Source organism: Corynebacterium sp. ES2775-CONJ, from assembly GCF_024814515.1.
Classification (GTDB): domain Bacteria; phylum Actinomycetota; class Actinomycetes; order Mycobacteriales; family Mycobacteriaceae; genus Corynebacterium.
On sequence record NZ_JANUXT010000001.1, the window covers coordinates 232,273 to 251,231 of the forward strand.

Genomic DNA, 18,959 nt, shown 5'->3' on the forward strand with positions numbered 1-18,959 from the left:
CCGCCTATGCGGGCAATTTTTTTACCTGATCCCAGGACGCTGGTGCCGAATATCATCAAAGGCGCGGGTAATAAGCTGTCCTAGGAGTTCGAAGTCAGTGGTACGTATTGAGGAATTTCTAAACGCTAAGCCTACCTCTCGCGAAGCCGTGACTCCCTCGGCAAAAGATGCTGTGGCCACATGCGTTCGAGAGCACTCGATTGCTTCAGCGGATTCGGGAATGAGGGTAGCTCCCATACCTGCGGTAATGAGCTGTAAAACGGTGGTTAGGGACGCCACGCGAGTTTCTTTGTATGTTGTGGGTAAAAAGTTATGGTCAGCCTGGCGGCACAAGTCTACTACTTGATCCCGGAGACAATGGCCATCATCAAGGAGGAGGAGCGATACATCTTTGAGGTTCTCCAATACTAAGTCGTCGCGCCCGGCTAGGGAATGATCAGCAGGAACCACCATGAGAAAGGACTCTGTGTAGAGAGAAATCTCATGCAGACCCGCTGTATTCGTAGGTAAAGCTAGTAATGCGCAGTCTATGGTGCCATCTCGCAACTGGTTAATGAGATGGTGTGTTTGATCTTCAACGATTTGGAGTTCTAAATTGGGATACTCTTCTCGTACTTTCGTAAATATCTGCGGCAAAATATAGGGTGCGATGGTGGGGATAATACCTAAAGAGAGGGGGCCGGTAAGCGTGCCTGAGGCGCCGTGAGCGTGGGCGATAAAGGTGTCTGCAGCGTCTAAGGTAGCCTTGGCGAGTGGGAAGAGCTTCTCGCCGGCTGGAGTAATAATAACTCGCCTGGTGGAACGCTCAATCAGTTGTACTCCTAAGCCTTGTTCGAGAGCAACGAGGGCTTGTGAGAGCGAGGGTTGGGAGATATTTAATTTACTGGCCGCTGTACCGAAATGTTTATTCTCCGCAATAGTGACGAAGGTGCGAAGCTGGGCGAGGGTAGGCCGATACTCTTTGTTCATCATAGCTATAGACAATAGCAAAGGAAGTATTATTTTCAGTTGATCTATAGCAGAAAATTAACAATGAAAGTCGATATTTTGAGTTGAGTGGGTAACCCTGGGTGAGGGAACCCAGTTAGCAAGATTGATAGTCAAAACCTTTTTCTCCATTCTTTAATTATAGGTTCAGTCGTTAGCGCAATGTGTCTATCGGATGTAAGATATCAATGGAGAGCCGGTTCATCGGCCGACAGTTTCAGAAACCATCCGCTTGAAGGAGCATACCCATGGCAGTTTTGTCTATTGGCGAAAAATTCCCCGAATTCAGTCTCACCGCACTCAAAGGTGGCGACTTGCACGATGTCAACGCCGCCTCACCTGAAGACTACTTCGAGACTGTTTCCCTCGACGCATATCAAGGTAAGTGGAAGGTAATTTTCTTCTACCCCAAAGACTTCACCTTCGTGTGCCCAACCGAAATTGCTGCTTTTGGAAAGCTCAACGAGGATTTCGAAGATCGCGATACCCAGGTACTCGGTGGTTCCGTTGACAACGAGTTCTCCCACTTCAACTGGCGAGCACAGCACGAAGATCTCAAAAGCATTCCTTTCCCGATGTTCTCCGATATCAAGCACGAGTTGGTTCGCGCTCTCGGTGTTGAAAACGCCGACGGCGTAGCTGATCGGGCAACCTTTATTGTAGATCCTGATGGATATATTCAATTTGTCACAGTGACTCCAGATGCCGTGGGTCGCAATGTTGACGAGGTCCTGAGGGTTCTTGACGCTCTGCAGTCGGAAGAAGTTTGCGCCTGCAACTGGCAAAAGAACGATCCGACCAAGAGCATCGATCGCTTCTCCGTTCTTCAAGAAGGCCTGAAATAATATGAGCATTGACAACCTCAAGACTTCGGTGCCGCAATTCGCTAAGGATCTTAAACTCAACGTGAGTTCGCTCGCGCGTGCTTCAGTTCTCACTGAGCAGCAAAAGTGGGGTACCTTCTTAGCTGCAGCAGCAGCATCCCGTAATGCTGTGGTACTACAGGAAATAGCTGCTGAAGCTAAGGAAAATCTGAGCCCCGAAGCGTATGAAGCAGCGTTTGCTGCAGCTTCTATTATGGGCATGAATAATGTCGCTTATCGCGCCAAAGGGTGGCTCGGCGACGATTATGCCCAGGTCCGCTTAGGCCTTCGCATGAATGTCATGGCTAATCCCGGAGTGGACAAGTCAGATTTTGAACTATGGGCCACCGCAGTTTCGACCATCAACGGCTGCGAACACTGCACGATTGCGCATGAGGACATTCTGCGTAAAGAAGGGCTCAGCAAGGAGCAAATCTTCGAGGCCATCAAGATCGCAGCAACCGTTCACGGGCTAGCTCAAGCTTTCGATATCGACGAAATTCTCAGCTAGTACAGCAAACGCCTGAAATCTCCTTGGTCTTCCAACCGAGGAGATTTTTCCTTTATCCGACAAAATCGATCGAAGCAAAGCGTACTTCGCCCGCCTCATCTGAGGCATCGAGATCGACATGAGCTATGAAACGGAAAGCCCGATCATCCTCGGGATCCTTGAGGATTTGGGTGGCCTTCATAACCCTGCCTTCCTCCTTAAGGTGGAAGTAGTCACCGCTGCGCGCCGCGGAACTTGTGTCTATATCCGCGTACTCGTCAAAATAATTATCCATCCAAGCCCCAAAGTCTGGTTGAGGGCTTAAATAATCGGTCATGGTCTCGAGCTCTGCCTCTTTCTCCCAGGCGAAAAGCGACAGCAACCGAAACATTGCATTGCGCACCATAATGCCGAAGGCACGACGATTAGCGCTGACTGCCGTTGGATCTTCCACTCCAAAGGCTAATTCCTGCTGGAGAGTCACTTCGGAGATAGGCGCGTCAGGATCTGCCATTTGCGCCCATTCGTCGACAAGAGAAGAATCGACTTGGCGCACTACTTCGCCGAGCCAAACAATAATATCGTCTAGCTCCTCATTGAGAAATTCAGTCGGCACTGAATGTCGTAGTGTGCGCCAGGCGTCCGTGAGATAGCGCAAGATGACCCCTTCTGCGCGGGCTAAAGAATAGGTGGCCACCAGATCCGAGAACGTCATGCCTTTCTCTATCATTTCTCGCACGACCGATTTGGGTCGTAGCTCGAATTCTCGTGCCCAGGGGACCTCCTGAGCATAGAGCTCGTAGGCTTTTTCTAACTCTTCCGCTAGCGGTTTGGGCCACGTAATATCCTCAACTATGGCCATGCGCTCGGTGTAGTCAACCCCCTCTGCCTTCAATTCCGCGATTTCTTCTCCTCGACGCTGCTTTTGCTGTGCAATCAAGAGGACTCTGGGGTCTTCCAGAATCGCCTCATACGTACTCACCACATCAAGAGCAAAGGTGGGGCTATCCGGGTCGAGGAGTTCCAGAGCCGCCATTGCAAAAGGACTCAATGGTTGATTGAGGGCGAAATCTCGCTGGAGCTCTTGGGTAAGAATATAGCGTCTCCCCGTGGCATCTAGGGTTTCAAGTCGCTTGGCGATCCCAGCATCCAAGAGACTGCGGAATAGCTCGAGAGCTTTGAGAATATCTTTGTTTTGCTTGCCGCGCCGGTCGTGATTACTGCGCACTAAATGGCGCATATGCTCAAATCCGTCACCCTCGCGGGACAAAATATTAATCAGCATGGAGGTGCTTACTCTGAACTGACTGCGTAAACCCTCAGATTCCGCTTCGATGAGTCGTTCAAAGGTCTTCTTAGTCCAGGTAATTTCCCCATCACGTGCAGACTTTTTGCGTAGCTTCCTGATTTTCGCAGGATCTGCACCTGCGCGTTCTCGCATCCGCCAATTCTCAATTTCATGTTCGGTTGCCTCAACGACCACGTAGCCAACAGAGTCAAAGCCTGCTCGACCCGCTCGACCCGCTATCTGGTGGAACTCCCGGGATGCTAAAATGCGCATCTTAGAGCCGTCAAATTTAGCTAATCCCGTAAAGAGTACCGTGCGGATTGGGACATTAATGCCCACGCCGAGTGTGTCTGTTCCGCAGATAACCTTCAGTAGACCCGTTTGCGATAATTTTTCCACTAAACGCCGATATTTCGGCAACATGCCAGCATGGTGCACTCCAATTCCACGCCGCAATAGTGAAGATAGAGTTTTGCCGAAGGTGGTGGTGAAACGAAAATCACCTATCTCTTGTGCAATCTTCTTTTTCTCTTCAGCATTGACTATGGACAGGCTGGTTAGGGATTGCGCTCTCTCAATGGCATCGCGCTGGGTAAAATGTACAACATAGACAGGAGCCTTGGAGGTACTCAGAATATTCTCAATTGTCTCATGAATGGGGGTGTAGACAAACGAGAAATCAAGCGGAACCGGACGCTTTGTATCTTGACCGATGAGGGAGGTTGTCCGACCAGTTCGGGCGCTCAAATCCTCCCTTAAAAAGCGAGTCTCGCCCAGAGTTGCAGACATAAGCAAGAATTGGGCTTGTGCCAATTCGATAAGAGGTACTTGCCACGCCCAACCACGATCCGGCTCGGAGTAATAGTGAAATTCATCCATTACTACTAGGTCTATATCTGCATCTTTACCCTCACGCAAGGCAATATTGGCAACAATTTCTGCGGTCGCGCATATGATCGGAGCGTTACCGTTGACAGTGGCGTCGCCAGTCATCATGCCGACAGATTCCGCGCCAAAAATCTCACACAGAGCGAAGAATTTTTCATTAACTAAAGCTTTAATGGGGGCGGTGTAGAAACTACGCTGGCCGCGAGCGAGAGCAATGAAGTGTGCTGCAATTGCCACCATTGATTTCCCACTTCCTGTGGGGGTTGCAAGGATAACGTTATCACCAGCAACTAAGCTGAAAGCTGCCTCATCCTGAGCAGGGTAGAGGCTAATTGAGCGGGACGTAGCCCATTGCTGGAAGGAGTCATAGATAACCTCATCAATGAGAGAATCAGGCACCTCCGCTAAATCGGGCAATACCTCGGTCAATTTCATAGCCACCCTCGCTTACGACTTAGCTGTTTAACTCAGAAAAGCTCTTTGAACTAAATTATTCAGATTTATCATCTTCAATGTCCTGCAAAAAACGTTCAAACTCAGCACCAAGCTTCTCTGCATCAAGAATCTCGTTGCCGAGAAGGGAAGCACGTCCCCGTTCGGATTCGATTTTCTCTCGGTAACGCGCCATCGACTCATCATATTGGTGCTCAAGATGTTCTACGATACTCAACATTTCAGGATGAGACTGCACTTGCTCCTGGATCATGGCAAATACCTTAGGTATATCCTCCTTCAAGCTTCCCAACGGTAACTCCAGGTCCAATGTATTGGCGGCCTCCTGAAGAAGGGTAAATGTTGCCTCGGGATAGTCAGAGGCTGCCACGTAGTGGGGAATATGTGCTGTATAGCCGCCCACTTTCCGCCCGGAATCCGCCAGCGCCTTTTCGATAAAAAGCGATGCTGATCCCGGTACTTCTAAGCGTGTATCAAGGGTGTAGTGCTCAGCGAGTAATTCCTGTGAATTGCCGTGCGCGCTTAGAACCAGGGGACGTGTGTGGGGAACTGTCATAGGAACGGCGTAGAGGCACAGCGTGCGGGAGACATTAAACTGCTCGACCAAATCGGCAATGACCTCACTAAAGGCCTCCCAACGTAGATCTGGTTCGGGACCGGACAACAGAAGGAAGGACTTATTCTTCGTATCTTTGAGCACATGAAGCGCCAGCATGAAATCGTCAATATGGGCGACCGAGTTATTGTCCACCGTTACTGTAGGACGGCGGGAGCGATAATCTAAGAGCTCGTCACTGTTAAAGGAAGCGACGAGATGATGCTCTAATGCGGCCAGAAGATGCTCCGCGCTGTCACTCACAGCGGAGCCGGCATCGGCGAAGCCATCGAGGGCAATAATGAGAGAGGGGCCCTCGTTCCTCGCCGCAGAAAACTCCGGAGCAGGAAATTCGAGTTCATATATGCGCTTTTCCATGGCACACCTCCCTAGTAGATAGTTAAAGGTCAATTCTAGCCGATTTAGTCAAACACTGAGTTTTTCTTAAAACTACCTCGTTATCCACAATTATCCGGACCCCACGACGCTCCGCCGCGCGGGGACCAACACGAGGCGCTCTGATGGATATATGAAACCATTCGACGCTGCAATATTCCTGTCCAGCCTTTCGCCATACCTTGGAGCTCCGTCAGATAAAAGGATAGTTGTAGCGGCGCTTGATGCTTCGCACTCCATTGTGGCGGTATTCGCCCTCAGAGATACCGAAGCCGTCCCAGAGCTAGCAGAGAAAATATCGGCGATGGCTCCACGGTATTGTTTCGGTCTCATCATCCACGGCGAGCTAGATCCTGGCCCATTGCTCAAATCTCTCCACCCACTCCGTCCTCTCGATGGCTGCTGGCTCATCCCTTCCTTGAGCGCCGGTGAGCGGTACCATCTTGCTTTTACCGATAAGAAATCCAATCTCAAGCAAAAGGGTTTTATCACTGGTCGCATCCCAACTTCCGCTGCATCCACGGAAGCTAAAAGTAGAAAGATGGTGGCTCGCGCTCAGGTTGATCCCGACACTCTGTTGAATCGCTGTCACGACCTAGCGACCATTCTTCTCAGCATCGAAGCGGATCCTTTACGGCCGATCACTGATTGCGATATAGATGTGCTCGCCCAGTTTATGGGGCATATAACCCTACGAGACGCCGTTCTTCGAGTGCTCTTTATAAGCCCCGGAGCGGCCATAAAACTTGCCCACGAGGTGGCAGCGCGGTACGGCGGAGGTATTCGGGCAAATGCCCTATGTTGCGTGAACCTTGCCCACTGCATCGCCAACCCAAATGATGAGCGCGCCGTGGGGGAGTTGGACCCTCATCACCGACTTAGTCAACTCATATATGAGTGTTATACAGCAGGTAAAAAAGAAGAGCTCATCGAGGCCGCAAAAAGAGGGTGTGACCGTACCTGGCTTAACCTCCTCAAAAATGGCCGCGCTGCCGCCTAGCTACTGTGCGCTTGATCTCCAAGGTTGGAGGTAAACGCCCACGCATCTTCTATAATGGTGCGCAGGTCCTTATGCTCTGGTTTCCAGCCCAGCTCTTTCTGAGCTTTGCTCGAGGATGCAATAAGCACAGCTGGATCCCCGGCACGTCTGGGCTTAATTTCTGCAGGGATCGAATGACCAGTAACCTCTCGGCAGGTATCTATGACTTCTTTGACCGAATAACCATCACCAGAACCAAGATTGAAAATCCTGTGGGTGAAGGGAGTATTACTCTCTAGTGCAAGGGCATGTGCTTGGGCTAAGTCAAGAATATGGATATAGTCGCGAATACAGGTACCATCTGGGGTCGGCCAATCGTCGCCGAAAATCATGATCTTTTCACGATGCCCCATAGCAACCTGGAGGACGAGCGGTATTAAATGGGTTTCAATCTCTCGGTTTTCTCCGATAGGTCCATAAGCTCCGGCTACGTTGAAATACCGCAGTGACGTGGCTCCCAAGCCATAGGCATGAGCATACGAAGAAATAGCATGATCGATCGCTAGTTTCGTGGCCCCGTATGGGTTCGTCGGCGAAGTAGGCATATCTTCGGTGATGGGCACCTCATCGGGTTCACCGTAGGTAGCAGCCGTGGAACTAAAAACCAGGTTATTAACCCCATGGCGTCGCATGCTGTCGAGAATGCCAAGAGTGGTGATGACATTACCGTGCCAGTAGTCGTGAGGTTTTTCTACTGATTCACCTACAAGGGAGCGAGCTGCGAAGTGGAGGATGCCGTCGATACGCCCAGAAGCGAGCACGGGATCAATGAGGTCAGCCACATCGCCTTCGTGAAGCTGCGCCTTCTTGGGTACGGCCTCGCGGTTTCCGGTGGAGAAATTATCGATAATGACAACCTCGTGACCGCGTTCTATGAGGTACTGGGCGCACACGCTACCTACATAGCCTGCGCCTCCGGTAACTAGGAGTTTCAAACCCTTGGCCTTTCTAGTGTCTAGAGAGCTTCAACCCGAACGGCGTGAGCCATCTCCTCATCGAGGTGGATCACCTTGTCTCCCTTTATCAGAGAGATGCCCCCATCTTCGCGGTGCTGGAGTTCTACCGTGGTTCCCACAGTCATCTCCGCGTCATACAACATTTTGAAATAATGTGGGTCTACTTGGAGGATTTCATTAATTTGAACGATGCGCACCTGCTGAATAGTGCTGATATTCCTAGTATCAGTGGCACGGACCCCCGGACCTGCGGGCTCCTGAAGGTGAACACCGAGCTGCTCAAGCCCTGGGATGGGGTTGCCGAAGGGTGACCGTTCGCAATTGCCAATCACTGAAATAACACGCCGCTCAACTTCTTCGCTCATAACATGTTCCCAGCGGCACGCTTCTTCATGCACCTTATTAATGTCGAGGCCTAAGATATCGACAAGCAGGCGCTCGGCCAGGCGGTGTTTACGCATGACAGAAATGGCGAGTGCTCGCCCCTTCACAGTCATCTGGAGGCTGCGATCGCTAGCGACAACGACGAGGCCGTCGCGTTCCATACGGGCAATAGTTTGACTCACTGTAGGTCCGGATTGTTCGAGGCGCTCGGCAATACGTGCCCGTAGGGGAGTGATCCCTTCTTCTTCTAATTCGAAGATGGTGCGCAAATACATTTCAGTAGTGTCAACGAGGTCTTTCATGGCTTAGCCTTCCATTCGCAGTGAGTCACCACCAGGGCGCTTTTCCCAATAATTATAGGTGGAATTTATGCTCGGGTGAATTTTAATAGTAAACAAAATGTGGGATGACCCACGCAGAGGTCTCGTGGAATAAATAATAACAACAAAAGCCCCAAGGCGGAGAAGTGGTGTCCACCACACCTAGCACAGGCACTAAGGCTGGCACATTCAGGGCGTTAATCAGACGTTAATCAGGCGTCGAACAACCTTGAGAAAAGGGTTACCCCCAAGGGGATAACCCGATCGTCTTATCTAGTGGGCATAGGCTCGTAATTTTTCGGCCCGATCGCCATCGCGCAATTTCCGCATGACTTCGCGCTCGATCTGACGTACCCGCTCCCGCGAAAGCCCATAACGGCGCCCAATCTGATCGAGGGTGCGAGGAACGCCATCATCGAGCCCATAACGCATTCGGATCACATCTTGTTCGCGCTGCTCTAGGGTGGAGATTACCTCTCTAATATCGGCATGTCGCAGGGTAGCAACCACCGAAGCTTCTGCATCTGCAGCCTCAGAGTCCTCGATGAAATCACCTAATGGAGCTTCCTCATCCGCGCCCACCGGCATATCAAGCGAGACGGGATCACGCGATTGGCGTAGAAGCATCTCAATCTTTGAGGCATCAATACCCGTTTCCTCGGCAAGCTCTTCGTGGGTAGCCTCGCGCCCGAGGTGCTGATAGAGCTCACGCTTGGTTCGCGAGAGCTTATTAACTTGCTCAACCAGATGAACTGGAAGGCGAATAGTGCGCGACTGATCCGCCATCCCCCGGGTAATCGCCTGCCTAATCCACCACGTTGCATACGTGGAGAATTTGAAGCCTTTCGAATAATCAAATTTCTCCATGGCACGGATGAGGCCCAGGTTTCCTTCTTGAATGAGATCAAGCAGAGGCATCCCGCGACCGGTGTATCTTTTGGCTAAGGAAACAACTAACCGCAGATTAGCTTCCAGGAGGTGTGATCGAGCCTTTCGCCCGTCGCGTACTAATACTTTCAAATCGCGTTTCATGGCTCGGGTGAGGGGACGTTCGGCCGATTGCAGGAGATGCTCGGCATACAGACCGACCTCGATAGTTTGAGCGAGGTAGACCTCATCTTCCGCGTTAAGCAGGGCGGTCTTGCCAATACCATTGAGATAGACACGAACAAGATCTGCGGAGGGGTTATCATTGGTTTGTCCCCGTCGCGAGCGGGTATCCACTTCTGGACGGGGGTCGTCGAGAATATTTTCCTGCACAGCATCATCAGTGTTCTCGGTGTATTTAGCAGCCGTCATCGACTTGTGCCCCGCTTTCTCCGTCTTATACTCAAGCACGCTACTTTACTCACAGCGATAAACTAATCTGAAGTAGATGTGGTAGCGACGTTTCTATATTTAACAACGGGGCATCGATGGATTTTGTTCCCCTAGGCCGAATGCGCGCCTACTTCTGGAAAAAAATTATTCCCTTCGCTGTCACAGTGTGGCTCGAGTATCCACGAGAACCGTATACGGCCCCTCATTAACACTCTCCACCTGCATATCTGCCCCGAATACCCCCTGTTCGCAGGAAATACCGCGGTTGGCGAGCTTCGAAACTACAGCATTAAAGAGGGCACGCGCTTGCTCAGCGTGAGCGGCATCGGACCACGAAGGTCGCCGCCCTTTTGCGGTTCGTCCTAAAAGGGTGAACTGGGAAACAAGGAGAACTGGGGCTGCCAAGTCCGAGATGCTACGCTCGCCCTTGAGAATTCTCAGTTCTGCTATCTTGCGCACCATCGTGTCAACGTCAGATTCATCGTCAGTTGCTGCGACACCAATAAGGGCCAGTATGCCGCCATATTCCGGACACGAAATCTGGCCAACTATGTGGCCATCTACCCTAACTTGAGCTTCGCTGACACGCATTAAAACTGCCCTCATACTAGGACCCAGATAGAAGATCGGCAGGAATGATAAATCCGTGACGAATCAGATCCACTACCGCGGGGAGCGCAGCTTGTTGGGTTAGATCCGGATCGAGACCACGACTGATAGCAAAGAGTTCGATAACTTCGCTGAGGTTGAGGCCTTCAGGGTGTAGCCCAGCCAAAATAGCGGCTAGCTCGGCGTCGATATCGTGAGACCATCTCGGTCCGTCCATGCGGGTTATTCGCCTGGCTGCGGGAACAAAGCCCATAGCCTCTCCTGCATCTGCCACACTTATCTCCTCCTGGGCAATACCGGGACGCACCTGATAGCGAGCCTGCAGAATCTCGTTCTCGGTCTGGGCGTGCAGCCACGAGATACGGGCGAAATACTCTTCAGCCTCTTGAGCAAGATCCTCAATGGGGTGGGTGAGTTCTTCAACAAGAATATCTGACGGCAGATCATCAGAGATTCTCTTGATGAAGACAAAACCGAATCCGATGGCTAAGACATGATGGGAAGCAAAAAAGTCGAGCCAATGGAGAGTCTTGTGAGCACCCTGTTCGCTCCGGGGATCGATGGATTCATCGCGTAGCCACGTGCCGCAATAATGTTCAGGCGAAACCCGGTCACGTTCGAGTATCCAACACATCACACCCTTATCTGGAAGCCACGATGCTAAACGCTGCTGGAAGGAGTGCCCGGACTCGTGAATCCACGATCCTAAAAGCGTAGCTGTGCCGTCCATATTGAGATAGTCGGGTATATTTTCCATCAATAACTGCGTTGCTCCATCAAGAGCGAGACCTGAATCTCGATAGATATGCGAGACATCATCAGGACCAACCACGAAGGGTGGGTTGGCGATAATGCGGTCGAAGCGACGCCCGCGGACTGGCTCAAACCAGCTCCCGCGCTGAATATCAACGGTGGCGCGGTTATCGGATATCAGCCCTGCTGTGTCCACGAGGGTTGCGTGGGCAAATAGCAGAGCACGTGGATGAATATCGGTCGCCGTGATCGACTCTGCCGCGTGCAACTGGCCCAATACCTGGATGCCGGACCCGGTTCCCAGATCGAGTACCGAGGACACAGCACTGCGACTGGTTGCCGATAACAAAGAGAGGCTGGCTGCACCTACCCCTAGAACGTGATCCTTTCCGGGGATGTAGTTACTCAACTGAGAGGCATCGCAGTCCGAAAAAACAAAATAGTCATTGCCGTCAACTCTGTGGGGATGGATATCGATGAGCGCAGTCACGTGGCTCTCGTTTGCGGATTTAGGCCCCAAGATGCCGACTCGAATCAGGTCGTGGAGCAGTTCGCTGCCGAAAATTTTGGTGAGATCTTCCTCGCTTAACGCCCGATGAAGGAGAAATACAGTTATTAATTGAGCCAGTGGTTGGGTTCGGCTATTTCTCATAGAAAAAAGCACCGCATGGGGTTCGCCTCGGTAGAGGGCCTTATAGGCATTCTCGCCTAAAAATTCGCGCACCCCATCAGCCGTGAACTCGTAACTGATAAGGGCTGCCTTTAGTTGGGCAGCACAACGCACAAAGTCATCGTGTTGTTCCTGCAGATGATCAGTGGCGGGAAATTTCATAAAGTTTCGTCACTTTCTCAGATTAGTTTGTATCGCCGGAGTCAATAGCGGCGGGACCAGGCCGGGAATTGTGGGATAATTGCTGGCGCGCCAGAGCCGGCTTGTACACAGATCTTTCGCGCGGATCACGCGGTTGTCCCACTCCATTAGCGATGACTACCGCGATCCATGGTAACGGGACCGAGATGACAAATAGCACGGCAGAGAACCACACCAACTCGAGATATAGGTAGCTAAATGCCGCGAGTGCTAGAAATGGCAGCCTGATCGCTTGGATGATCGCATATTGGCGTTCGCGCTGCTTCCGATTCTCAGCCGGGGACTGCCGAGCCGACGTAATGAGCGCAGCTTTTTTCCTTCTCCCAGGCCACCATACTCTCTGACTCATCCGTTGTGCGGAGAGTGGTCGGGAGGTAGCGTCGATAATGGTAGGCGAGGAGTCAGGTGCCGCGCCTGTGTGCGAGGTATCTCGTTTATCCTGCTCCATAGCTATAAACCTAGTCTCGCTTCGCGTCAGAGGCGAACGTGGGGCACAATAGGAGGAGTGACTACTCAAACTCAAACGATCGAACGTCCAGATATTCGTAGCGATGAGCTTCTTGACGACGATACTCCGAAGTTTTTCCATTATGTGAAGAAAAATCAGATAGTGGAATCGGCAGTATCCGGTCGCATCGTGGTTGCTCTCTGCGGTGAAACCTTTCCCGTAACCAAGCAAGCAAAACCTGGGTCCCCCGTGTGTCCCGACTGCGAAAGCATTTACAGGAGTATGCGCAAATAGTGAGTAATGATCTGCGCGTTTGGCAACGTCAAGCGCTAGAGAAATATCTTGCCGTTCAACCTCCAGATTTCCTCGCTGTTGCCACTCCAGGAGCTGGAAAAACGACGTTCGCGCTGCGGGTTGCCACCGAGTTGCTCAACAGCCACGTCGTAGAACGAGTCATCGTGGTGGTTCCCACCGAGCACCTGAAGGTGCAGTGGGCGGAGGCGGCGTCGAGGGTAGGAATCTCTCTAGATCCTCATTTCAAAAATTCGGGCGCAGTTAACCCTCATTACCATGGCATTGTGGTGACCTACGCCCAAGTTGCCATGCACCCATTCAAGCACTATGCCATCACCACGGCGCACAGGAGTCTCGTGATCCTTGATGAGATTCACCACGGCGGGGATGCAAAGAGCTGGGGCGATGGAATCCGGCAGGCGTATCGCGATGCCACGAGGCGCCTCGCGCTCACGGGAACCCCGTTTCGCTCCGATGATTCCACGATCCCCTTCGTCCGCTACGACGAAGATGGCGAGGGGCACCTCGTCTCCCAAGCCGATCACACCTATGGCTATTCCGATGCTCTCGCCGACGGCGTGGTCCGGCCGGTGGTATTCCTGTCCTACTCAGGGGAGGCACGTTGGCGTAACTCCGCTGGTGAAGAATACGCAGCGCGCCTTGGCGAGGCTCTTTCACCGGAGCAAACCGCACGCGCTTGGCGCACTGCGCTTGACCCTAAAGGCGACTGGATACCTGCTGTCCTCGGTGCGGCCCACACGAGGCTTCTCCAATTACGCAAATCGATCCCCGATGCTGGTGGTTTAGTTATCGCTACTGATAAGACCACAGCGCGCGCCTACGCCAAGATCTTGGAAAACTGGAGTTCAACACCGGTTACTGTGGTCCTCTCCGATGAAGTGGGTGCATCAGATCGGATTGAGGAGTTCTCCGCAAGCAGCGATGAATGGATGGTGGCGGTGCGCATGGTGAGCGAAGGGGTGGATGTGCCGCGGTTGGCCGTGGGCGTATACGCCACGAGCGCTGCAACACCGCTTTTCTTTGCTCAGGCAATTGGACGTTTTGTAAGAAAGCGCCGCCCTGGGGAGACCGCGAGCGTCTTTTTACCGTCGGTACCCGTGTTGCTGGAACTAGCGGCACAGTTGGAAGTTTCTCGGGATCACGTTTTGGGTAAACCTCACCGATCTAAAGAAGGTTTTGATGATGATCTTCTGGCTCAAGCTAACCGGACAGAAACCGAGCCCGATCTAGAACGTAGTTATGAGTCTTTAGGAGCCGAGGCGGAGCTTGATTCCTTGATATACGATGGCTCTACCTATGGAACGGGTTCGATTGCAGGTTCGGCTGAAGAGGCTGATTACCTCGGCTTACCAGGCCTTCTCGATGCTGAACAGATGCGGGAATTACTGCGTCAGAGGCAGGCCGAGCAAATTGCCCAGCGAGAAAAAGAAAGGGCTAACCACGTTAGCGACTCTTCCACCGATCACGTTGCTAGTAAGGAAATCCCAACACTGCGCAAAGAGCTCAATAGCCTAGTGTCTATGGAAGCGGCCCGTACTGGACGTCCTCACGGGGCCATCCACACAGAAGTAAGAGCTAGATGCGGAGGCCCCCCCACGGCAATGTGCTCTGCTGATCAGTTGCGCGAGCGTATAGCCTATTTGCGACGGTGGTAGCCCCGATTGTGGCTATGGAGCGGTGGGGCTTAAACGTTGCAGAGAATAAGTGCTGTAGGATAGTCCCCGCTGGTATGTACCCCGCGAAGCTACAGAAACGAAAGCGCAGGGGAGCAATACCGTAGAACGCGGAGAAAAATTTTCTCGATATTTACAAATAACTACTCTCTAAGGACATCTTTATGACCAATCCCTATAACAACAATGACGAGTTCGTACAACCAGAGCAGAGCCTGCCCGCCTACAATCCCGTCGATCCCGCGCCTGCAGCAACACCGGTCGTCGTAGCAAAAAATGGCCTCGCACTTGCAGCTCTGATTGTTTCGGCTGTAGCTTTGGTGCTCACCCTCACCGTTGTTGGCGTTATCATTTCTTGGGCTGTAGCACTGGTGGGACTCGTGCTCTCCATTGTAGCCTTGGTTAAGGTGAAGAAATTCGCCCCAGGTGCCGGTCGAAAAGGTATGGCCATCACAGGTCTGGTCTTGAGCATTCTGGCACTTCTACTAACCATCGTTTTCGGACTCGTCTTTGCGCAGTTCGGCGCTATCGTGGGGGATTGCGCCCAGTATGAGGGTGAGGAGCTTCAAACCTGCATCGAGCAGCAGCTCGTTAACCAGTAGTAGCTACTACTACCTAGGTGAGGTGGTTACCGTGGTCAAGAGCTACGGTAACCACTTTTTTGCTTATTGGCACAGATACCTGGGTAGAGAGATCAAGCTACGAGTGCGAGGTGCAGCCATGTGTAGACGCGCAAAATACTCATTTGCTGTGTAATCCGGACCACGGCTCAGCCTGGTGCTGGACTTTCGACTTTTGCCGGGGCGCTGGCGGTAGATATGCATGCGACCGAGCCCGGACGAGTATGGTCCCCATATTTGTTGTGGCTTTTTATAGACCGTGGGCATGAGGTTTCTCTCGGACCATCGGTACAGTTACGTACCTAGGGGGCGCGGGTCACTCTTATACGGCATTATATGGCTGACATCGTGTAAGACTGTGTGTGGAGAATAGCGCTGCGCCCAACTGCTCTTTACCCTAATAACGTCCTATTTGGGGGTGGGTAACCTTTACGCAGCGATCGCGGAGGCCCAGTTATGTGCTGGTTTAGATTTTCATGCTTCACCCATTAAAAAACGCATGTGGAGTCCGACACCCCTCGTCGACGCCGAGATCGATAGTGCGTGGACAGCCCAGCAAGGTGCCGGTTCTGCTGCTCCCTCACCACAGCTGACGCAGGTGCAACGGTGAGTTACTACAAGTAGTGCGGGTCTGTTATGCAGATATAGCTAGTGTGGCACTGGAGTAATAGAGTGTATACGCGATCTTCCCATCGAGGTCACCTCACCGCGGCTGAAATCGGCCACTAATACGATATATGACCTGCCGTATTCGCTTGGGAATGAGCGAAATTTTTAGACCCCTCGGACTATCCGAGGGGTCTAAAATTGTGATATTAACGTCCAGCGTTAGTCAAGATAATCGCGCAGTACTTGGGAACGCGAGGGGTGGCGCAGCTTAGACATGGTTTTAGATTCGATCTGCCTGATACGCTCGCGTGTAACACCATAGACCTGGCCGATTTCGTCCAAGGTTCGTGGCATGCCATCCGTGAGCCCGAAGCGAAGTCTCACAACTCCAGCTTCACGTTCGGTGAGGGTATGGAGGACATCTTGCAGTTGGTCCTGCAAAAGCGTGAACGACACCGCATCGACTGCGATAACGGCCTCAGAATCTTCAATGAAATCACCCAGCTGGCTATCGCCTTCGTCACCGATCGTCTGGTCCAGCGAAATGGGCTCGCGCGCATACTGCTGAATTTCGAGGACTTTTTCCTCGGTGATATCCATTTCCTTGGCAAGTTCTTGCGGAGTGGGTTCACGGCCAAGATCCTGAAGCAGTTCACGCTGAATGCGTCCGAGCTTATTTATGACCTCCACCATATGGACTGGAATGCGGATCGTTCGTGCTTGGTCGGCCATAGCGCGGGTAATAGCCTGCCTAATCCACCACGTGGCGTAAGTTGAGAATTTGTAGCCCTTGGTATAGTCAAATTTTTCCACAGCACGAATGAGTCCAAGGTTGCCCTCTTGAATCAGATCAAGAAAAGCCATACCCCGGCCGGTATAGCGCTTCGCCAAGGAAACGACGAGACGTAGGTTTGCTTCGAGTAGGTGGTTCTTGGCCTTGCGGCCATCGCGAGCGATAGCCCTGAGGTCGCGCTTGACTGCGGGGGTCAGTTTCGCTTCCTTATCGCCATTATGAAAAGCTTCTGTCATCTGGTCCATGCGGTAGGTTGCATAGAGTCCAGCCTCGATTCGCTTAGCGAGTGAAACTTCTTCCTCAGCATTGAGCAGCGCAACTTTACCGATCTGTTTGAGGTATGCGCGAACCGAGTCGGCTGAGGCCGTAAGCTCGGCATCCTTACGGGCTTGACGCAAGGCTGCGGACTCATCCTCGTCCCATACCGACGACCCATCGTCCTCGTCGTCTTCAGCATCCTCGTCGTCGTCATCTGGGACGTCGAGTTCATCGATTTCAGCGCTGAAATCCTCAGCATCATCGTCAATCAAAGTATCATCGGCGATGAGATCAACGTCAACGTCTTCATCGGAGGACTCGTCGAGAACGCCGGTATCTTCTACCTCGACAACAGGTTCTGCAACTTTTTTAGTCCGAGTCTTTTTGGCCGTCTTCTTCGCAGATTTCTTTGCAGTCTTTTTAGCTCGAGTTTTCGGTTTTTCCGACTCCGGAGCGTCTTCGGCTTTGGGCTGCACCTTACGGGAGCTAGCAACCTTCCGAGAGACCTTTTTAGGCAAAGACGCCGACTCTTCGGAACCTGCGTCGGCTTCGGCTTCGGCTCTAGTCGCGCTCTGAGCAGATTTTGTCCGCGTGACCTTCTTCGCTACCTTCTTCACGACCCGCTTGGTAGTCGATTCGGTGTCAGTACTTTCCTCTACTTGAGCGCTGGATACAGTTGGCTCTTGCGATGTCGATGCGCTCTTACTGGTAGCTTTTCTGGTTACCTTGCGGGTCGTCTTACGCGCTACTTTCTTTGCTGCAGTCTTTTTCGTTTCAGTCACAATTGCCCCTTCTCCGGCGTGGTCACTACGTTAACGACAAAAATAAACTCTATGCACATTAGTGACCATCACTATGATGCTTATTCCAGCATAAAGAAAAATTAACAGTTATGCCGATATCCCCGTGCGATACCCACGAGTCTTTCCTATAACAAAGTCCATGGTACTGCTAGTTTCCCGGGTGGGAACGAGAGATATTGACGTGTCTCGGTGATCTTAATGTCAGTCCGTTAAGGGTGAAGGGTAGTTCGCAGGGGACGTATCAGGTCTATGCGCTGCGCGTAGTGACTTTATTATTAAGATCATAGAATCCGGGGAGAGCCAAACCTTGGGTCTCCGTCAGACAAACGGCAATTATAGAGCACGCGCAGGCAAAAGCCTAAATAATACTCTGGAATTAGCTGCGTTGGATTCTCCTCGGAAATATCCAACGCAGCGACACTAAGCAATCTAGCGGTAATCTAGGGGAATAAGCGGTGCTCGACCGCCAGTGCAGCACCCACGATACCAGCGCGATTACGCAATTTTGCTGCAATAACAGGGGTCTCATTGCTTAGTTTCGGAATCCACTTGTCGCCCTTGCGGGAGATGCCACCGCCGGCGATGAACAGCGTGGGATTAAAGATCCTCTCGTATTCCTTGAGAACTGTGGATACCCGAGCGGCCCACTTGGTGTAGCCAATCTCGTCCCTGTCTTTAGCGGAAGACGAAGCGAATGACTCAGCTTCACGTCCCTCGACGATCATATGCCCTACCTCTGTATTTGGAAACAGGGTGCCATCTACAATGAAGGCGGATCCGATACCGGTACCGAAGGTTAGCAAAATAACTGCACCCTTTGATGCTTTTTCGTCGCCGAAGGTCACTTCGGCCAAGCCGGCGGCATCAGCGTCGTTGAGTACGCTGATCAGGCGAGCCTCGCCGAGGTGATGAGCAAATAACTCGCGAACATCTACGCCAATCCACGAGGGGTCGATATTAGCTGCGGAAAGCACGAACTGATTTTTGATCACCGAGGGGAGGGTGATGCCGACCGGCCCATCCCATCCTGCGATTCTTAAGATCTCGTTGCACGTGTCCGCAACGGCTTGAGGGGTGGCGGGCTTCGGCGTCAAAATCTTAATGCGATCACCGACGAATTCGCCGGTATCCAAGTCAACGCGAGCTCCTTTAATTCCAGAGCCGCCAACATCGATTCCAAATCCAATTCTGCTCATGGCGCATAGTTTAGTGGACGAGTACGAGACCA

General features: G+C 52.1%; 17 protein-coding genes and 1 pseudogene. 7 read left to right on the plus strand and 11 right to left on the minus strand.

Translation table 11 applies throughout. The annotated features are described in order from the left end of the window. Positions 1 to 21: 21 nt before the first annotated feature. Complete coding sequence (locus NXT01_RS01040; RefSeq protein ID WP_259076476.1) at positions 22 to 972, minus strand: hydrogen peroxide-inducible genes activator; 951 nt, start codon at positions 970 to 972, stop codon at positions 22 to 24. A gap of 263 nt (positions 973 to 1,235) precedes the next feature. On the opposite strand from NXT01_RS01040, the gene NXT01_RS01045 reads away from it, so the two are divergent. Together NXT01_RS01045 and NXT01_RS01050 are read left to right on the plus strand one after the other, a co-directional pair. Further along, positions 1,236 to 1,832, plus strand: coding sequence for a peroxiredoxin (locus NXT01_RS01045; RefSeq protein WP_259076477.1), 597 nt, complete (start codon positions 1,236 to 1,238; stop codon positions 1,830 to 1,832). A 1-nt stretch (position 1,833) separates the two neighbouring features. Continuing rightward, positions 1,834 to 2,361 carry a carboxymuconolactone decarboxylase family protein gene (locus tag NXT01_RS01050; protein ID WP_259076478.1) on the plus strand — a complete coding sequence of 176 codons (528 nt, stop codon included), beginning with the start codon at positions 1,834 to 1,836 and terminating at the stop codon, positions 2,359 to 2,361. Positions 2,362 to 2,413: 52 nt separating this feature from the next. Here the strand turns inward: NXT01_RS01050 and NXT01_RS01055 are convergent, their stop codons facing one another. Next, complete coding sequence (locus NXT01_RS01055) at positions 2,414 to 4,951, minus strand: RNA helicase (protein WP_259076480.1); 2,538 nt, start codon at positions 4,949 to 4,951, stop codon at positions 2,414 to 2,416. 55 nt (positions 4,952 to 5,006) lie between these two features. Then, positions 5,007 to 5,942 (minus strand): PAC2 family protein, encoded by a 936-nt coding sequence (locus NXT01_RS01060; RefSeq protein ID WP_259076488.1) that lies wholly within the window; start codon positions 5,940 to 5,942, stop codon positions 5,007 to 5,009. 151 nt (positions 5,943 to 6,093) lie between these two features. Between NXT01_RS01060 and NXT01_RS01065 the strand changes: the two genes are divergently transcribed. Then, positions 6,094 to 6,960, plus strand: coding sequence for a DUF4192 domain-containing protein (locus tag NXT01_RS01065; protein ID WP_259076491.1), 867 nt, complete (start codon positions 6,094 to 6,096; stop codon positions 6,958 to 6,960). Here the strand turns inward: NXT01_RS01065 and galE are convergent. The 6 genes from galE to NXT01_RS01095 all read right to left on the minus strand — a co-directional run bounded on the left by galE (position 6,957) and on the right by NXT01_RS01095 (position 12,660). Further along, a complete protein-coding gene (gene galE / locus NXT01_RS01070) occupies positions 6,957 to 7,934 on the minus strand; it encodes a UDP-glucose 4-epimerase GalE (protein WP_259076493.1) in 978 nt (325 codons plus the stop codon). The genes NXT01_RS01065 and galE overlap by 4 nt on opposite strands. A gap of 20 nt (positions 7,935 to 7,954) precedes the next feature. Beyond that, on the minus strand, positions 7,955 to 8,641 hold the full coding sequence (locus NXT01_RS01075; protein ID WP_259076495.1) for a metal-dependent transcriptional regulator: 687 nt from the start codon (positions 8,639 to 8,641) through the stop codon (positions 7,955 to 7,957). 291 nt (positions 8,642 to 8,932) lie between these two features. After that, positions 8,933 to 9,958: a sigma-70 family RNA polymerase sigma factor gene (locus NXT01_RS01080; RefSeq protein WP_259077095.1), complete on the minus strand. Its 1,026-nt coding sequence runs from the start codon at positions 9,956 to 9,958 to the stop codon at positions 8,933 to 8,935. A gap of 180 nt (positions 9,959 to 10,138) precedes the next feature. Further along, positions 10,139 to 10,585 (minus strand): D-aminoacyl-tRNA deacylase, encoded by a 447-nt coding sequence (gene dtd, locus NXT01_RS01085; RefSeq protein WP_259076500.1) that lies wholly within the window; start codon positions 10,583 to 10,585, stop codon positions 10,139 to 10,141. A gap of 1 nt (position 10,586) precedes the next feature. Further along, complete coding sequence (locus tag NXT01_RS01090) at positions 10,587 to 12,173, minus strand: class I SAM-dependent methyltransferase (RefSeq protein ID WP_259076502.1); 1,587 nt, start codon at positions 12,171 to 12,173, stop codon at positions 10,587 to 10,589. 22 nt (positions 12,174 to 12,195) lie between these two features. Further along, complete coding sequence (locus NXT01_RS01095) at positions 12,196 to 12,660, minus strand: DUF3099 domain-containing protein (RefSeq protein WP_259076504.1); 465 nt, start codon at positions 12,658 to 12,660, stop codon at positions 12,196 to 12,198. 57 nt (positions 12,661 to 12,717) lie between these two features. Between NXT01_RS01095 and NXT01_RS01100 the strand changes: the two genes are divergently transcribed. The 4 genes from NXT01_RS01100 (at position 12,718) to NXT01_RS01115 (ending at position 15,878) form a co-directional block, all read left to right on the plus strand. Then, positions 12,718 to 12,954 carry a DUF3039 domain-containing protein gene (locus tag NXT01_RS01100; protein WP_259076505.1) on the plus strand — a complete coding sequence of 79 codons (237 nt, stop codon included), beginning with the start codon at positions 12,718 to 12,720 and terminating at the stop codon, positions 12,952 to 12,954. After that, positions 12,954 to 14,630 (plus strand): DEAD/DEAH box helicase, encoded by a 1,677-nt coding sequence (locus NXT01_RS01105; protein ID WP_259076507.1) that lies wholly within the window; start codon positions 12,954 to 12,956, stop codon positions 14,628 to 14,630. The genes NXT01_RS01100 and NXT01_RS01105 overlap by 1 nt, the downstream gene beginning before the upstream one ends. A gap of 182 nt (positions 14,631 to 14,812) precedes the next feature. Further along, positions 14,813 to 15,250: a DUF4870 domain-containing protein gene (locus NXT01_RS01110; protein ID WP_259076508.1), complete on the plus strand. Its 438-nt coding sequence runs from the start codon at positions 14,813 to 14,815 to the stop codon at positions 15,248 to 15,250. 436 nt (positions 15,251 to 15,686) lie between these two features. After that, entirely contained in the window at positions 15,687 to 15,878 is a 192-nt protein-coding gene (locus NXT01_RS01115; protein WP_259076510.1) for a hypothetical protein, read from the plus strand. A 218-nt stretch (positions 15,879 to 16,096) separates the two neighbouring features. On the opposite strand, the pseudogene NXT01_RS01120 reads toward NXT01_RS01115, so the two are convergent. Both NXT01_RS01120 and ppgK read right to left on the minus strand, forming a co-directional pair. Beyond that, positions 16,097 to 17,707 (minus strand): annotated as a pseudogene (locus tag NXT01_RS01120) (RNA polymerase sigma factor); the annotation flags it as partial. A 464-nt stretch (positions 17,708 to 18,171) separates the two neighbouring features. After that, positions 18,172 to 18,927 (minus strand): polyphosphate--glucose phosphotransferase, encoded by a 756-nt coding sequence (ppgK, locus tag NXT01_RS01125; RefSeq protein ID WP_259076520.1) that lies wholly within the window; start codon positions 18,925 to 18,927, stop codon positions 18,172 to 18,174. Between the last annotated feature and the right edge of the window lie 32 nt (positions 18,928 to 18,959).

Excerpts from the sequence above, each read along its gene's own strand:
- NXT01_RS01055 (WP_259076480.1), bottom strand. The coding sequence starts at position 4,951 with ATGAAATTGACCGAGGTATTGCCCGATTTAGCGGAGGTGCCTGATTCT.
- NXT01_RS01075 (WP_259076495.1), bottom strand. The coding sequence starts at position 8,641 with ATGAAAGACCTCGTTGACACTACTGAAATGTATTTGCGCACCATCTTC.
- NXT01_RS01045 (WP_259076477.1), top strand. The coding sequence starts at position 1,236 with ATGGCAGTTTTGTCTATTGGCGAAAAATTCCCCGAATTCAGTCTCACC.
- NXT01_RS01095 (WP_259076504.1), bottom strand. The coding sequence starts at position 12,660 with ATGGAGCAGGATAAACGAGATACCTCGCACACAGGCGCGGCACCTGAC.
- NXT01_RS01110 (WP_259076508.1), top strand. The coding sequence starts at position 14,813 with ATGACCAATCCCTATAACAACAATGACGAGTTCGTACAACCAGAGCAG.
- NXT01_RS01050 (WP_259076478.1), top strand. The coding sequence starts at position 1,834 with ATGAGCATTGACAACCTCAAGACTTCGGTGCCGCAATTCGCTAAGGAT.
- dtd (WP_259076500.1), bottom strand. The coding sequence starts at position 10,585 with ATGAGGGCAGTTTTAATGCGTGTCAGCGAAGCTCAAGTTAGGGTAGAT.
- NXT01_RS01090 (WP_259076502.1), bottom strand. The coding sequence starts at position 12,173 with ATGAAATTTCCCGCCACTGATCATCTGCAGGAACAACACGATGACTTT.
- NXT01_RS01040 (WP_259076476.1), bottom strand. The coding sequence starts at position 972 with ATGATGAACAAAGAGTATCGGCCTACCCTCGCCCAGCTTCGCACCTTC.
- NXT01_RS01065 (WP_259076491.1), top strand. The coding sequence starts at position 6,094 with ATGAAACCATTCGACGCTGCAATATTCCTGTCCAGCCTTTCGCCATAC.
- NXT01_RS01080 (WP_259077095.1), bottom strand. The coding sequence starts at position 9,958 with ATGACGGCTGCTAAATACACCGAGAACACTGATGATGCTGTGCAGGAA.
- ppgK (WP_259076520.1), bottom strand. The coding sequence starts at position 18,927 with ATGAGCAGAATTGGATTTGGAATCGATGTTGGCGGCTCTGGAATTAAA.
- NXT01_RS01060 (WP_259076488.1), bottom strand. The coding sequence starts at position 5,942 with ATGGAAAAGCGCATATATGAACTCGAATTTCCTGCTCCGGAGTTTTCT.